Source organism: Streptomyces sp. NPDC026092 (assembly GCF_040638605.1).
Taxonomy (GTDB): Bacteria; Actinomycetota; Actinomycetes; order Streptomycetales; family Streptomycetaceae; genus Streptomyces.
The window spans coordinates 13,280-27,482 of the sequence record NZ_JBEZYN010000027.1 but is presented as its reverse complement, the minus strand read 5'-3'; the positions used below and the strand labels follow the sequence as shown (position 1 = coordinate 27,482).

Here is a 14,203-nt window from a genome sequence, read left to right as displayed (position 1 = left end):
GGAACCAACGGTCGTCGGTCGGCAGTCTGCTCGGGCATGACGTTCCAAACGATCAGCCATGGCTTCGCCCAGTTCTGGCGCTTCGGGATCGGCCAGGTGCGGGCTGTCGCCTTCGCCGTCGCCCTGGTCGGCGGCATCGGCGCCTCACGGCTGCTGCCCGGCGACCTGCCGGTGGCCCGCTACGACCTGCTCCTGGTGTACGGCGTGGCCCTGACGATCCTGGCCCGCAAGGTCGGCTGGGACGGACCGCGGGACACCGCCGTGATCCTGGGGTGCCACCTCGTGGGACTGCTCTTCGAGCTCGTCAAGGTACGCATGGGCTCGTGGAGCTACCCGGAGGACGCCTTCTTCAAGGTCGCGGGCGTCCCTCTCTACGGCGGATTCCTCTACAGCGCCGTGGGCAGCTACTGCTGTCGGTCGTGGAGGATCATGGAGCTGTCGCTGTCCGGATATCGCCCCCGATGGATGGCCGTCCTCGCGGCGGCCGTCTACGTGAACTTCTTCACCCATCACTGGCTGCCGGACGCGCGGCTGCCGCTGGCCCTGCTGCTCCTCGGCGCGATGTTCGGCACCTGGGTCCACTTCACGGTGGGCGACTCCCGCTACCGGATGCCCTTGGCGCTGGCCTTCGCGCTGATAGGGTTCTTCCTCTGGGTCGCGGAGAACGCGGCCACCTACGTCGGCGCCTGGGCGTATCCCCATCAGCTCGACGGCTGGCAGCCCGTGCCCCTCACCAAGTTCGGCGCCTGGGCGCTCCTCATCAGTGTCACCTTCGTCCTGGTCGCGCGTACCCGAGGTCCGAGGGATCGGAGTGACCGGCCGGCGTATCGTCCGGACGGGGGCGCGTTGTCGGTCCGCGATGCGAGACTCGGGCCATGAAGCCCAATGATCCGAAAGACGACCTGCACCGGTACCTCAAGGCGGCCCGCGAGGCCGTCGTCTGGAAGCTGGACGGACTGTCCGAGTACGACATCCGCCGCCCCCTGACACGGACCGGGACCAACCTGCTCGGCCTCGTCAAACACCTCGCCAGTGTCGAGTTCGGGTACTTCGGCCCGACGTTCGACCGCCCGCACAAGGAATCCCTGCCCTGGCACGAGGAGGGCTCCGAGCCCAACGCGGACATGTGGGCACCCGCCGACGAGTCACGCGAGGACATCCTCGGCCTCTACCACCGTGCCTGGGCGCACGCGGACGCGACGATCGAGGCGCTGCCGCTCGACGCGATGGGCCATGTCGCCTGGTGGGGCGACAACGGCCAGGTGACGCTTCAGCGGATCATGCTGCACATGACGGCCGAGACGAACCGTCACGCCGGCCACGCCGACATCGTGCGCGAGCTGATCGACGGCAGGACCGGCATGCGGGAGACCAGCAGCAACATGGACGGCGGCGACGAGGCCTGGTACGAGGAGTACTGGAACAGGCTTGAGGCGTCCGCCAAGGAGGCCCAGGGGCCTGCTGTTTAGTCGGGCGTCGCCGACGGGGCGGGGCGGGCTTTGCCGCCCCGCCCCGGCCGTCGATGGGCTACTTCAGGCCCGGGCGCTGGTGGGCGCCGATGTCGGTCGTGCCGTACAGGCGGTTGCCGAAGTAGTCGTGGCGGCCGGCGTTCTCGATCGGCGTGCCCGCGCCGAGTGCCGGGGAGCCGGAGCGCAGGCGCAGGTCGCCCGGGGTGTCCGGGGTGGCGTCGAGGAACCTCGGGTCCGCCGTGACGGCGTTGGCGTCGCCCGCCGGGACGGCGCCCACGCCCACGTAAAGGTTGTGGTCGTACGTGTTCAGCGCGTCGACGATCGGCGAACCGCCCTCCGCCGTGCTGACGAAGATGTTGTTGCGGAAGGTGACCCCGCCCTTGCCGTTGTCGCTCACCATCGCCGTGCCCTGCTGGTTGGTCACGACGGTGTTGTTGTAGACCTGGGTGTTGGTGGTGGGGGCCGGGCAGACCACGGAGATCACGCCGTACGGCGGGCTCCAGGTGTTGCGGTCGTTGATGCTCACGTTGTAGCGGAAGACGTTGTCGGAGGTCTTCATGCCGGTGGCGTTGCAGACGAGGAGGAAGCCGCCCTCGTTGTCGTGGCTGTAGTTGTACTGGTAGACGTTCCGGTTGTTCCCGCCGTCGAAGTCGAAGGCCTGCGAGTCGAGCGTCCCGTGGCCGCCGGTGACCTCGTTGTACTGGTACACGGCGTCGTCGAAGTTCCACGCCCAGATGCCGACGTTGTAGCCGGCCGAACGCCTGTTGAACCCGTCGACGTAGTTGCGCTCGACCAGCGCGTGGTGGCCGTGCTGGAGCACGATGCCGTCGCCGCCGACATCGATCACCTTGTTGCCGCGGATCGTGAGGTTGGTGTTGGGCGCCCAGCCGGGTGCGCCGCTGTTCGGATGCTCCGGCCGCTTGCCCCAGCTGGACGCGGTGGCGATGCCGGTGCGGTCCACGTGCTTGACGGTCGAGTCCGTGACCGTGATGCCGTCGAAGCGGGTCGGGGTCGCCGTGCCACGGACGACGAAGAGGATGCCGCCCGACGGGTCCGGGTCCTTGTGGTCGGAGCCGTTGACGTCGTGCACGTCCACGTCGTCGACGACATAGTGCTCACCCGTACCGAAGTCCGTGAGACGGAACAGGATCCCCGCGCGGCGCTCCTCCGGGCCTGGCGCGGCGCCCTTGTTGGAGACGTCCAGGGCGCGCAGCTCCCACTGCTCGACGTTCTCCAGCAGGACGGCCGCGCGGGCACCGCCACCCTCGATGCGCGGCTTCTCGCCCTGCCCGTACGCGTCGACCCTGACGGGCGCGCCCTTCGCACCCGAACCACTGGGCGCGAACACACCCGCACAGCTGGAGCCGCGCTTGAACAGGATCCGGTCGCCCGGTCCGTAGGTGACGGAACTCGCCTTCTCCAGCGAGCCCCACGCCGAAGCCGGGGACCTGCCGGAGGCGGTGTCGGAACCCGAGCCGCAGTCGATGAAGTACGTCGTGCCGACGTGGCGCCCGCCGTCGCCCGGCTGCGTGCCCGCATGGGCGGGCACAGCGCCCGCCGTGGCCGCGACCGCCACGGCGAGGAGTGCCCTCGTTCCCCAACCAGATATCCGCATAAGGCTGTTCTCCCGATTCCGGTACAGGATCGTCGACAGAGCCATCGACAGGACCGTCGACAGAGCCGTCGCCGGCAGGAGGGAGACTTCCACGCACTCTTCGGTCGAGCCCATGCACGGAACGAGCGGGCACTTGTGTTTCTGTTCCGTCCGAGGAGGTGGGACCGGCGGGGCGGGTGAGGCTAGGCTCCGGGGATGCAACGAGCTGAGGTCCTGAAGCGTGTGATCGGCATCCTGACAGAGGCCGAGGAGATCCGTCGTGCCGCGCAGGCAGGCGAGGACGAGGACAACTCCGAGCTCGGATCCACCGTGGTGACGCAGATGTTGAACGAAATGCTGCCCTCCATTCGCGTGCCCGCCGATGCCACCCCTCAGGAGGTGGCTCGGGTCGTCGCCCGTGCGCTCGGTCCCGCTCTGCAGACCATGATCGCCGGCTTCACTCTGGCCTATTCGAGCCTCGCCATGGCACACGACAGCGGGCAGACCGACATCACCTCCGCCGAGGTGTTGCAGACGCTGGCCTTCCAGGTGGAGGCCGGGCTCTTCGACGAAGGCCACTGACCGGCACGGCGGTTCAGTGACCTCCGCGGCCTTCGCTTCCGCCGCCTCCGCCGAAGGGCCAGGAGTCCACGTCCCGGTAGTGGATCGGACCCGGGCCTCGGGCCGTGTTGCTGGCGACCAGGTGGAGCCGTGGGGTCGGCCAGGGCCGGCCGGTGAAGGAGTCGAGTCCGGCGGCCGCGTCCACCACGGACGTGGGATCGTTGCGGCGGGCACGGGCAAGTGTGAGGTGCGGGTTCAGCGGGCGGTCTGTGAGCGGAATCCCGCATCCCTTGACCACGGCACGTACCTCGGAGGCCAGCAGGTGCAGGCCTCCGAGGTCGCCGTCGGTCCCGGTCCACAGCACCCGTCCGTCGAAGTGCCCGCCGCCGCGCAGCGCCAGCTCGAGGGGGCCGTGTGCCGCCGCCAACTCCGCGAGCGGCTGCCGGAGCAGCCGTACGGTCGCGACCGGAAGCTCTCCGAGGAACGCCAGGGTGATGTGCCAGTCCTCGATGCGGTTCCACCGCATGTCCGGGTACGCCTCGTAGGCGGGCCGCAGCGCCCGGGCCAGCTCCGCCTTGGCGTCGTCGGGCGGCGCGAGCGCTATGAAGGCCCGGACGGTCGAGGTCTGGTTCTGATCGTTCACGGGAGTCTTCGTATCGCACCGCGCCGGTCGGGTCATTCGGGGGGTCCGAACTCCTGCTCCGCCCAGATGGTCTTGCCGCTCCGGCTGTACCGGCTGCCCCAGCGGGTGGTGAGCTGCGCGACCAGGTAGAGGCCGCGGCCGCCTTCGTCGGTCAGTCGGGCCCGGCGCATACGGGGGTGGGTGGCGCTGGGGTCGGACACCTCGCAGATCAGCCGGCCCGCGCGGATCAGCCGTACCTTGACCGGCCCGCCGGCGTACCGGATGGCGTTGGTGACCAGTTCGCTCAGGACGAGTTCGGTGGTGAAGGCCATCTCCTCGAGTCCCCACACGCGCAGTTGCTCCTCGGCGGCCGCCCGGATCGTGCCCACCGACGCCGGCTCGGCCTCGACCTCCCAGACGGCCACGTCCTCGGCCGGTACGGCTCGGGTACGGGCGAGCAGCACGGTGACGTCGTCCCCGAGCCCGACGGCGGGCCGGCCCGCGACGATCTCCCTGCCGAGGTCGCGCAGCGGCCCGCCGAGGGAGTCGGGGCGGGCCAGGTGACCGGCCAGCTCGGCCATCCCCGACTCCAGGTCGCCGTCCCGGTTCTCGATCAGCCCGTTGGTGTAGAGGGCGATCACGCTGCCGGGGGCCACGTCGGCCTCCGTCGTCTCGAACGGCAGCCCGCCGACGCCGAGCGGCGGGCCCGGATCGACCGGCAGGTAGGTGACGTTGCCCTGCGGATCCGCCACCGCCGGCGGTGGATGCCCGGCCGATGCCACGACGCACGTCCGGGACACCGGGTCGTAGATCGCGTACGCGCAGGTCGCGCCCGTGGAGGAGGAAGGGTGCCGGTCGTGCCATCCGTCGCCGTCGTCGGCGTCTGTGTCCCCGCCGTCGTACTCCGAGTCGTCGGAGTCCTCCTCCTCCGGGTCCTCGGGTTCGGCGACCAGTTGGGCGACCAGGTCGTCCAGGTGGGTGAGCAGTTCGTCGGGTTCGAGGTCGAGGTCGGCGAGGGTGCGGACGGCCGTGCGCAGTCGGCCCATCGTGGCGGTGGCCGCGAGTCCGTGTCCGACGACGTCCCCCACGACCAGCGCGACCCGTGCGGAGGACAACGGGATGACGTCGAACCAGTCTCCCCCGACGCCGGTCGCGGTGCTGGCGGGGAGGTACGTGCCCGAGGTGGTCGCGGCGACGGTCTCGGTCTGCGTGGGCGGCAGCATGCTGCGCTGCAGGCCGACGGCCGCCCGGTGCTCGCGCGCGAAGCGGCGGGCGTTGTCCAGGGCGAGGGCCGCGCGGTCGGCGATCTCGCGCAGGAGGTCGTGGTCGGCCTTCTCGTACGGGCCACGGGCGGCTTGCCGGCCCACCGCCACCCTGCCGAGGATCATTCCTCGCGCGCGTAGGAGAGCGGTCATGGTCATCGAGTAGCCCCCGACGTCGACCCCCGTGACGGTGAGGCTGGTGGCGCCGGAGTCCGCGATCGGGGCGGCGACGCGGACGACGGTCGAGGCCGGCGGGGTGCTGCCCGCCGCCGGCCGCCCCGCGACGGCCGTACGGCGCAGCAGCAGCCGGCCTTCCTCGTCGGGTACCGGTTCCTCGCCCAGCGGCACGGTGTCCGCGATCTCCACGACGGCCACGTCGCCGAGACCGGGTACGAGCGCCGCGGCCAGTTCCGTACAGGTGTCCTTGACCGAGAGCGAACCGCCGACCGAGGCCGTGGCGTGGTGCAGCAGGGCCAGGCGCTCGCCCGAGCGGCGCAGCTCGGTGACGTCGGTGAAGAGGGCGGTGAGCCCCAGGACCCGGCCGTCGGGAGCCTGCAGCCGGAAGGCCGAGATCGTGATGAACACGCCGCCGGCGGGGTCCTCGACGGTCCGCAGGATCTGGTCGACCCCGACGAGCGGCCGGCCGGTGCGCAGGACCCCTCGGAGCTGCTCCTCCACGGCCTCCGCGTCCCCGGGCCACAGGAAGTCCGACAGGCGGCGTCCTCGCAGGTCGGGCGGTACGCCGGTGTAGGGCAGGAGGTGGGTGTTGGTCCGCAGGAGCCGCAGCCCCGGGTCGAAGACGGCGAGCCCCACCCGGTCCTGGAGGAAGAGCTCGTTGACGAACGCCCGGTCCTGGTTCCAGCGGGTGGCCAGCACCACCGGGGCCGCCAGGACGAGGCACCAGGCCCCGTCTCCGGCCCGGTTCTCCTTCGTAGCGCCGTCTCGTTCGCCGCCCGTGAGGCCGAACGTCTTGAAGACGACGGGCAGGTCCTCACCCCCGCCGGTCCGCAGCACGGCCTCGCCGCGCCGCGCCCCGCGGGCGTACGCCGCCACGAGCGCCGGCCAGGAGTGGGGGTCCGCGAGAAGGGCGCGCGCGGGCCGGCCGACGACGTCCGCGGCGGACCTGCCGAGCAGCGCCCGGGCCTCCGGTGTCCAGCCGCTCACCCGTCCTCGGCTGTCGAGCAGGGCGGCGGCGGTCTCCTGCGAGAGGGGCGGGAGGCCGTCGTCGGGGACACGCGGGAGGCCGGGGACACCGGGGCCCGAGGAGCCGTTCACGGTGCCGCCTCCTTCCCGCCGTACCCGGACGGGGGCTGGGCGCGGGCGATCAGCAGGGCGACGTCGTCGTGGTCGTCAGGGCGCCTGAGCGCGCCGAGGAGGAAGTCGCAGGTCTCCTCCAGGGGAAGCGAGGACGCCTGCGCGAGCAGGTCGGTGAGTACGGCCAGCCGGACGTCGATGTCCTGGTCCCGGGTCTCGACCAGGCCGTCCGTGTACAGGACCAGGAGGTCACCGGTCGTGAACGGGATCTCCACGGTCTCGAAGGGGACGCCGCCCACCCCGAGGGGCGCGCCCGTGGGCAGGTCGAGCAGGTGCGGGGCAAGGCCGGCCTGCACGTGCACGGGTGGCGGATGCCCGGCGCAGGCCAGGCAGCAGGTACCCCGGTGGGGGTCGTACACGGCGTACACGCAGGTGGCCATCGCGTCGTCGAGGTCGGCGGCGGTACGGTCCAGCTGGTTCAGGATCACGGCCGGGGAGAGGCCGAGTCCGGCGAGCGTGTGCGCGGCGGTGCGCAGCTGCCCCATCGTCGCGGCGGCGTTGATTCCGCTGCCCATCACGTCGCCCACGACCAGGGCCGTCTTGTCGTCGGGCAGCGGGATGGCGTCGAACCAGTCCCCTCCGACCTCGACGGCCGCCGAGGCGGGCTGGTAGCGGGCGGCGACATCGAGCCGCTTCAGGCCCGGTGGGCCGTGCGGCAGGAGGTGGCGCTGGAGGACGAGTGCGGCCTCGCTCTGGTGCCGGAACCAGCGGGCGTTGTCGATGGCGACCGCCGCGCGGGCCGCCAGCTCCCCCGCCAGTAGGACGTCGTCCTGGTCGAACGCGGCCGAGTTGCGGGCGCGCTTCAGGTCGAGGACGCCGAGGACGACACCGCGGGCGCGCAGGGGGACGGCGAGGTAGGAGTGGATGCCCGCCTGGCGCAGGAGTTCCGCGGCGGGGCCGTCGCGGGCGATCCGGGCCAGGTCGTCCTCCGTGACGTGTTCGACGAGGACGGGCCTGCCGGTCCGTGCGCACTGGGTGACGAGACGCTCCGTGTCGTAGCGGGCCGGTTCGCCGACCGGGTCGGCGGCCGCCTCGGCAGGGCTCGCGTACGCGGCCTTCACCGCCAGCGCGCGGAACACCGCCGTCCCCGGGGTCGCCCGGGTGCCCGGGAGGTGCGGCCCGGCCAGGATGGACTCCAGGACGTCGACGGCCGCGATGTCGGCGAATTCCGGCACGACCAGGTCGGCGAGTTCGTGAGCGGTGAGGTCCAGGTCGAGTGTGGTGCCGACGCGCTCGGAGGCGTCCGCGACGACCGCGAGCCGGCGCCTCGCCTGCGCGGCGGCCTTGGCCGCGTGGTGCTGGTCGGTGATGTCCACGACCGACGCGGCCACCCCGATGACGAGCCGCCCCGGGGTCTGCAGGCGGTAGAGGGACATCGACCACACCCGCTCCCTCCCGTCCGGGCCGGCGGGCCCCCGCAAAGTGCGGGCCAGGACGGGAGTCCCGGTCCGCAGCACCTCTCGGAGCGTCGATTCCAGCGCGGCGACGTCGGGCGACGCCACCGTCTCACGGAACGAACGGCCCAGATGGGTGGCGGCCGGCCGGCCGTCGATGCGCTCCAGTGCCGGGTTGACCAGCACGAACCGGAGCTCGGGGTCCAGGACGGCCAGGCCGATCGGCGAGTGGGCGACCAGCCGGGAGGAGAGGGAACGGTCCTGTTCCACGCGCCGCACGGTGCTCCCGTCGGAGGCCAGACCGAGGGCGTGAACCCCTCCCTGATCGTCCTGGAGCCGGGTACAGCGGATCTCGACCGGGATCGTGCGGCCGTCCTTGTGCCGTGCCGGGAAGACGCCGACCGACGGCCCGCCGCCCGCGATCACGCTCTCGAACAGGGAGTGCGCCACCGCCCGGTGCCGGTCCTCGACCAGCAGCTGGACGGCGGCCCGGCCCAGGGCCTCGTCCGCCGGGTATCCGAAGACCGCCTCCGCCTGAGGGCTCCACAGCTCGATGCGCCCGCTCGCGTTCAGTACGACCGCGGCCACTCCGAGTACGTCGAGGAGCCCGCCCGCTTCCCAGGCAAGGTCGGTGCCCGCCGCGTCCGGGCCTGCAGGAAAGGCCGCGCTCATCCAGACCGCATCCTCCTCAACGCCCCGCGTCCACGTGCGGAGCGGACGCACGGGGTCCCCTCCATCATCCCGCCGCGGGGACGGACCGCCAGTGGGGCCTGCGGCGGGGGCCCCTTCCGGCCCCTCCCGGGCGCGAAGAACGTGGCCGCCCCGCAGCCCCGGGGAATGCGCTCAGCCTTGATCCCCGCCCATCGAACGGTTGGCTCCGTGCCGTCGTAGACCCCATGGGGCAGGCACACACCCATCCGAACGCCCGCCCTGTCAGGGCTTGTTGGCTGCGCGGGACGACCTGGTGCGGGGTGAGTGAGCGATGCCGACACCACCCGCCTGCCCGCGGCCGCGACACACCACGGAATCCAACACACGGGACGAACGATGTGAACGCACGCAGGCACAGGGGAACGTGGGCTGCCGGTCTGCTCGGCACGGTGTCGCCGGCGCTCCTGGCGACGGGGCCCGCGGCCAGTACGACGCGGGTGGGTACGTCGAGGCCGGCTCCGACGGGGTCGACGACCTCGTCGGGAGCGAGACCGAGCAGGGCGGCCGGGCCCACGTGGAGGAAGGTGGCCCGGCCCGGCTCCACGGGCTGCTCCGCCGACGCGGCGTCGAGCAGTTCGGGCAGCGTTCCGGCGAAGCCGGTCGCGAGCAGGCGTACGGCGCTGAGCCAGGGTCCGGGCGCCTCTCCCAGCCTCTCGCGGACCAGGTCGGCAGCGGTGTCCCGGCCCGGCCCCACCAGGAAGTCGGCGGCGGGCACGACGTCGAGCGGCGCACCGCCCCCGGACAGCCGGACAGCGGTGCGCAGGAGGGCGGGCAGCGGACCGGAGAAGTACCCGGTGAGGCGCCACAGTGTCATCCACAGCGCCGCCTCGGCAGCGGGATCCTCGGTGGCGGCCGGTGCGCCATGCTCCTCGATGACCTGGGCGACGGCTTCACCCGGTGCGAAGACGAGGGCCGACTGTACGGGACGGTCGTACCGGAGTACGTCCTCCGGGGTCACCGCGGGCGTCCAACCGGGCAGCGGGGTGGTCTCACACACGGGTTCCCAGACCGCGGAGAGGGCGTACCCGCTCGGCCCGAGGTCTCCATGGGTCAGTGTCGCTATGGCGGTGTCCCGGTCGGCGTACAGCCGCAGCATGTCGAGCCGGTTGAGTTCGGGATCGGTCAGGGCGGCCACGACGTCCGGCGGGCAGTCGGCGTGCGCCAGCAGCACCCCGTACCGTTCGCGCGCTTGCGCGCGGTGGTGTCGCATCTCCGGATCGACGAGGCGACTGCGGACGATTCCCCAGTCCACCCGGTACGAGGGGTCGTTGGTGACCGCCCGGCCCACGGAGACGAGCTCGACGTGGCTGAACACGCTCAACTGGTGGGGCTTCAGCCCGGGTTGCAGACGCAGGCCCCAGAGGCTCAGTGCCTCGTCCAGGAGGTCGTCCTGCTCCCGGCGTATCGCAGCGGCCGCTTCGAGCGGCTGCGAGGAACCCCGGTCCAGCGCGAGCGCGAACGCTTCGCGCACGTCCGCGTCCCGGATGTGATCGCCTCGTTCGGCGAGCAGCGCGCGCAGTTCATCGACCTGGCCCGACTCCCACAACCGTATGGCGGCTGCCAGCTGCTTGTACGGGGTGAGGCGTACTTCCTCGTTCTCGCCGTTCGCGAAGGAGGCGCGCAAGGCGCCTGTGCGACGAGGCCTGGTTCGCGGGATCTCGGCATCCCCGTCACGGGCGCGGCGCTTCAGGCTGCAGTCGCCACCGAACATGCTCGTCCAGACCGCAAGGTCGCCGGTGTCGATCAGCTGCCGGGCGAGCTCCACCTTGTGGTTCCCGGAGGCGGTCCGGCGGAGGGGCCACACGGCCATGCGGGCCAGGAAGCGCCGGGGCAGGTCGCCGGGTGCGAGCCGGATCAGCCAGGCCACCTGCTGCTTCGGGTCGAGGGCCGCACCGGGGTCCGCGGCGGCGGAGTCGTGGCGCGTGGCGGCGTCGAGGAAACCCAGTCGCACATCCCCTCCGGCGGCACATGCCACCGCGCCCCCAGAACACCGGCCCGCCCCCGAGGCCCGATCGGCTCGGCGACCTGCACGGCGGCGCCCCGTCCTCCGCAAAGTCGAGTGCGCGGCAAGGCAGCCAACTCGTATGATCACCACCGGGATGGGGCTCGTAGCGCAGTGGTCGTCGCGCCTTCACCGCATGTGGGAGGACGCCGGTTCGAATCCGGCCGGCCCCATCCTGGAACCGTTGCGGACGCCGCCCTCCCACTTGACCCACTCTCCTTCGGGAACCCCTTCCGCTCCGGGAAGATGTGTCCATGTCACCCACGGACTTGGCGGGTGCCGTCGTCAGCACCCTCGCCTCGGGCGCGGCGTCCGGCGCCGGCGCCGCGACCGGCACCACCACGGGCACCGCCGCCTTCACCCGCCTCTCGGAGCTCGTGCGCAGGCACGTGGATCGCTCGGACGAGGGGCGCGGGGCGCTGGATCTGTGGGACGCGGAACCCGGATCGGAGCAGGCGGCGGAGGCCGTGCGGGCATGCCTGACCGTGGAGTTGGAGGGGGACCCTGGTCTCGCCGACCAGCTGCGGGCCGCGCTGCGCGCCGTGCCCCCACCGGTTCCGACGCACCCGCCGACGATCACCCAGCAAGTCCACATCGGCGGCAACGCCAACCACGCCACCATCAACGTCGGGCCGCTGCACCTGAAGAAGACGACGGGGACGGTGGTCACCCTCGCCGTCATCGGTGTGGTGCTGGCCCTGCTGGTCACACTGGGCTTCCGCAGTGTGGTCCAGATGCTGGGCGACGGCGAGGGCGAGCGCAAGGTGGTTCCCCTCACCGAGTTGGCCACCGTCAAGAGCGTCCTTCCCGACAGCGACAGCCTGCCGGCCGAGTTCAAGAGCGACGGCGATCCGGAGGTGACCACGGGGGAACAGGGCTGCCAGCCCACATGCGAGGGCCATCTGTTCACCGCCACGACGACCATGGGGCGCGAGCGACCGCAGAAAACGGCCGTACTCTACGTCGGGGCCTTCGACAGCGCCGCGCACGCCGCCGAGGCGTTCGAAGAGCTGCGCAAGGATTTGGCGGACTCCTCGGAGAAGACCCTCATGTCGTTCCCGTCCATGGGTGACACCAGTACGGCCTTCCGGTTGACCCCCGGCAAGAACATGATCAACGAGGACGACGAATCCATCGAGGAGGCCGAAGCAGGGGCCCTTGTCGGAACGGTCGTCGTCTTCGTCCGCTACACCACGGCGGCAGGCGACCTGGAGCCGTCGCTCACCGCGCTCGGACGGATGATGGCGGACCGGGCACAGGAGGCACAGAACGGGAGCGCCCCCTCTGCCTCCGCGTCCCTCTGATCCCTGCGACGGTGTCGGTGCTCCCAGGGTCAGCCGTCCAGGGGGCCGCCTGGCCGGACCGTCCCCGTCCTGCTGGACGCGTCCTCAAGCCCGTCTGACGAGGGCTAGGTCAACACCCACCACTGTCGCCATGTGCGGAGGGTGCGCAGGAAGACGTTCGGGCCCCGGCAGACGGGGCGGGCGTAGCGTCTGACGGGGTCACCGTTCGGGAAGACGAGGCCCTCGCGGCCGACGACGACCGCTCCGTCGTCCGTCAACCGGAGGTGGTGGACGGCATCCCTCCGGGCAGCGGCGCCTACGCCTCGCTCAGCCCCTCCCACCAGGAGCAGCCGGTCACCGCGTATCGCGAGGCCGGACGGTCCGAGACCGGCAGGGCGGCGCGGATGCGGAGCACCCCGCTGGGCCCCATTTCGACGAGCGGGGCGCCTGGCCGGTACACGGCGTGGGCGGTGGAAGGGGAGACGTTGATGGTGCTGACTTCGGCCACGAGGTCGTAGGGCGCCGGGGGGGCGCAGGGTGCCTGCGCGGTTGCCCCTGCCGTCCCAGCGGACCAGCCCGCCCGCGCTGACGCGGTCATCGCTGTACACCCCTTCGTCGGCATACCCGGTCCAGAAGCCGGCCCGGCCGTCCGCAACCAGGTCCCTGAGGCGGGTCCCCAAGGGGAGCCGGCGCCGAGACCGGCCGTCCGCACCGAGGATCTGCCCGGACAGCGCGTTCGCTCCCTCGTTACCGGAGAGGATGAACCCGCCGCCAGGCAAGGCGTCGAAGGCGGCCGGGTCCACGGCCACTCCGTGCAGAGTCTGTTCCACGACCCTGCCCCCGTCATTGATCACGACGAGAGCGTCGAAGGGCAGGCTCACGGGTACCGGAACGTCCCGACGGGCCCACTTGTAGGGGAAATGGACATCGGGGCAGATCAGCCAGAGAGCCCGGCCCCACGCATCGACCGTGGTGGCCAGCACCTTCCGTTCGTCGTACTGCCGAGGCAACAATGCGTAGGGACGCAGTGCCACCTTCGTCAAGAAGATCACCTCACGGGCGAAGGAACGCGACGCGTTCATGATCACACGTTCGCCGCCGGGCTCAATCGCCCAGCGCGCTCGGCTCCCGCAGCGGCCGACCGCTGCACTTCGACCCGGCCGACTACCGGGGCCCGAACGCCGGGAACGGCATCACTCGGCGATCTCCGTGTGTGCCGGTCCTGAGTCGTAACGGTCGAGAAACTCGTTCGACGGGAGGTCGAGCGCATGGAGTTTGGAGAACACCTCCGTACCCGCGCCCACCTCCTCGTCGACGTCGGAGATCCGGTAGGCCTGCATCAGGTCGAGTACTTCGAAGTCGCTCTCCCCCGCATACTCGGCCGACTCACGCTCAGCCAGTTCGAGGGCATCGTCGAGGGAGCGCGCCCGGAACAGGACGACGCGCTCCTCGTAGGGGCGGTCCTCCCAGGTCAGCCATCGGTAGAAGGTTCTGACGCTGTACCACGCCTTCGGCTCTTGTTTCATCGCCGGTCTGCCATATCCGCCATGCCCCTCGCGCTCGCTACGGCTTTGATCAGGCGGTATTCCGGGTCTTCCTCGTCCGGTTGCAGCACCTCGAGCTGTCGTCCGGCTACGTCGCACACCATCATCGACCGCTCCACCACGATCTCGACGCTGGTGGCGGGTACGCCGAGCCGCAGGTCCGAGACGGTGCCGTCAGCGGTGGTCAGGAAGGTGCCTTCAGCCCCCACCGTCAGGGTCGCGCGGTGCCGACGTCCGCCTGTGTTGCGGAACCGTGCGTCGCACCTGATGCGGACGGCTTCCCCTCGGCTCAGAGCGGCGATCGTCCGGGAACGGCGCATTCGGCGCCAGAGTCGAGCTATTTGGTAAAAGACCCAATGGGCCAGGATCACGTAGAACATGATGAGGAGGATCGTGTCCCACATGTGCATCTCCTGCGGCGCAATCATCCAAGAAGCCACAGGGCCC

13 protein-coding genes and 1 tRNA gene are annotated in these 14,203 nt (G+C 71.3%); 5 read left to right on the top strand and 9 right to left on the bottom strand.

Going from position 1 to position 14,203, the window contains the following annotated elements:
* Nucleotides 1-36 precede the first annotated feature (36 nt).
* Nucleotides 37-879: a DUF817 domain-containing protein gene (locus AB0F56_RS32055; protein WP_362016101.1), complete on the top strand. Its 843-nt coding sequence runs from the start codon at nt 37-39 to the stop codon at nt 877-879.
* Complete coding sequence (locus AB0F56_RS32050; protein ID WP_362016098.1) at nt 876-1,469, top strand: DinB family protein; 594 nt, start codon at nt 876-878, stop codon at nt 1,467-1,469. Before AB0F56_RS32055 ends, AB0F56_RS32050 begins: the two co-directional genes overlap by 4 nt.
* Before the next feature lie 58 nt (nt 1,470-1,527).
* Here AB0F56_RS32050 and AB0F56_RS32045 read toward each other — a convergent pair whose 3' ends face one another.
* Nucleotides 1,528-3,198, bottom strand: coding sequence for a right-handed parallel beta-helix repeat-containing protein (locus AB0F56_RS32045; protein WP_362016095.1), 1,671 nt, complete (start codon nt 3,196-3,198; stop codon nt 1,528-1,530).
* Between the two features lie 81 nt (nt 3,199-3,279).
* On the opposite strand from AB0F56_RS32045, the gene AB0F56_RS32040 reads away from it, so the two are divergent.
* The gene (locus AB0F56_RS32040; protein WP_362016093.1) at nt 3,280-3,645 is read left to right on the top strand and encodes a hypothetical protein; all 366 of its coding nucleotides are present in this window, start codon (nt 3,280-3,282) and stop codon (nt 3,643-3,645) included.
* 13 nt (nt 3,646-3,658) lie between these two features.
* On the opposite strand, the gene thpR is transcribed toward AB0F56_RS32040, so the two are convergent.
* From thpR to AB0F56_RS32020, 4 genes are all read right to left on the bottom strand, one after another.
* Nucleotides 3,659-4,267 carry an RNA 2',3'-cyclic phosphodiesterase gene (thpR, locus tag AB0F56_RS32035; RefSeq protein WP_362016090.1) on the bottom strand — a complete coding sequence of 203 codons (609 nt, stop codon included), beginning with the start codon at nt 4,265-4,267 and terminating at the stop codon, nt 3,659-3,661.
* 32 nt (nt 4,268-4,299) lie between these two features.
* A complete protein-coding gene (locus tag AB0F56_RS32030; RefSeq protein ID WP_362016087.1) occupies nt 4,300-6,783 on the bottom strand; it encodes a SpoIIE family protein phosphatase in 2,484 nt (827 codons plus the stop codon).
* Nucleotides 6,780-8,888, bottom strand: coding sequence for a SpoIIE family protein phosphatase (locus AB0F56_RS32025; protein ID WP_362016084.1), 2,109 nt, complete (start codon nt 8,886-8,888; stop codon nt 6,780-6,782). Before AB0F56_RS32025 ends, AB0F56_RS32030 begins: the two co-directional genes overlap by 4 nt.
* Before the next feature lie 64 nt (nt 8,889-8,952).
* Entirely contained in the window at nt 8,953-10,878 is a 1,926-nt protein-coding gene (locus tag AB0F56_RS32020) for a hypothetical protein (RefSeq protein ID WP_362016081.1), read from the bottom strand.
* Between the two features lie 150 nt (nt 10,879-11,028).
* Between AB0F56_RS32020 and AB0F56_RS32015 the strand changes: the two genes are divergently transcribed.
* Together AB0F56_RS32015 and AB0F56_RS32010 are read left to right on the top strand one after the other, a co-directional pair.
* Nucleotides 11,029-11,102, top strand: a tRNA-Ala gene (locus AB0F56_RS32015).
* Nucleotides 11,103-11,183: 81 nt separating this feature from the next.
* Nucleotides 11,184-12,233, top strand: coding sequence for a hypothetical protein (locus AB0F56_RS32010; RefSeq protein WP_362016078.1), 1,050 nt, complete (start codon nt 11,184-11,186; stop codon nt 12,231-12,233).
* A gap of 104 nt (nt 12,234-12,337) precedes the next feature.
* Here AB0F56_RS32010 and AB0F56_RS32005 read toward each other — a convergent pair whose 3' ends face one another.
* From AB0F56_RS32005 to AB0F56_RS31990, 4 genes are all read right to left on the bottom strand, one after another.
* Nucleotides 12,338-12,490 carry a hypothetical protein gene (locus AB0F56_RS32005; RefSeq protein WP_362016075.1) on the bottom strand — a complete coding sequence of 51 codons (153 nt, stop codon included), beginning with the start codon at nt 12,488-12,490 and terminating at the stop codon, nt 12,338-12,340.
* Between the two features lie 38 nt (nt 12,491-12,528).
* Entirely contained in the window at nt 12,529-12,720 is a 192-nt protein-coding gene (locus AB0F56_RS32000; RefSeq protein WP_362016072.1) for a hypothetical protein, read from the bottom strand.
* 685 nt (nt 12,721-13,405) lie between these two features.
* The gene (locus AB0F56_RS31995) at nt 13,406-13,738 is read right to left on the bottom strand and encodes a hypothetical protein (protein WP_362016070.1); all 333 of its coding nucleotides are present in this window, start codon (nt 13,736-13,738) and stop codon (nt 13,406-13,408) included.
* A complete protein-coding gene (locus tag AB0F56_RS31990) occupies nt 13,735-14,160 on the bottom strand; it encodes a hypothetical protein (protein WP_362016067.1) in 426 nt (141 codons plus the stop codon). Before AB0F56_RS31990 ends, AB0F56_RS31995 begins: the two co-directional genes overlap by 4 nt.
* Between the last annotated feature and the right edge of the window lie 43 nt (nt 14,161-14,203).

Bases quoted from the DNA above. Each gene is read 5' to 3' on its own strand.
- AB0F56_RS31995 (WP_362016070.1), bottom strand. From the start codon at position 13,738: ATGAAACAAGAGCCGAAGGCGTGGTACAGCGTCAGAACCTTCTACCGA.
- AB0F56_RS32040 (WP_362016093.1), top strand. From the start codon at position 3,280: ATGCAACGAGCTGAGGTCCTGAAGCGTGTGATCGGCATCCTGACAGAG.
- AB0F56_RS32010 (WP_362016078.1), top strand. From the start codon at position 11,184: ATGTCACCCACGGACTTGGCGGGTGCCGTCGTCAGCACCCTCGCCTCG.
- AB0F56_RS32050 (WP_362016098.1), top strand. From the start codon at position 876: ATGAAGCCCAATGATCCGAAAGACGACCTGCACCGGTACCTCAAGGCG.
- AB0F56_RS32055 (WP_362016101.1), top strand. From the start codon at position 37: ATGACGTTCCAAACGATCAGCCATGGCTTCGCCCAGTTCTGGCGCTTC.
- AB0F56_RS31990 (WP_362016067.1), bottom strand. From the start codon at position 14,160: ATGTGGGACACGATCCTCCTCATCATGTTCTACGTGATCCTGGCCCAT.
- AB0F56_RS32025 (WP_362016084.1), bottom strand. From the start codon at position 8,888: ATGAGCGCGGCCTTTCCTGCAGGCCCGGACGCGGCGGGCACCGACCTT.
- AB0F56_RS32045 (WP_362016095.1), bottom strand. From the start codon at position 3,198: ATGGGCTCGACCGAAGAGTGCGTGGAAGTCTCCCTCCTGCCGGCGACG.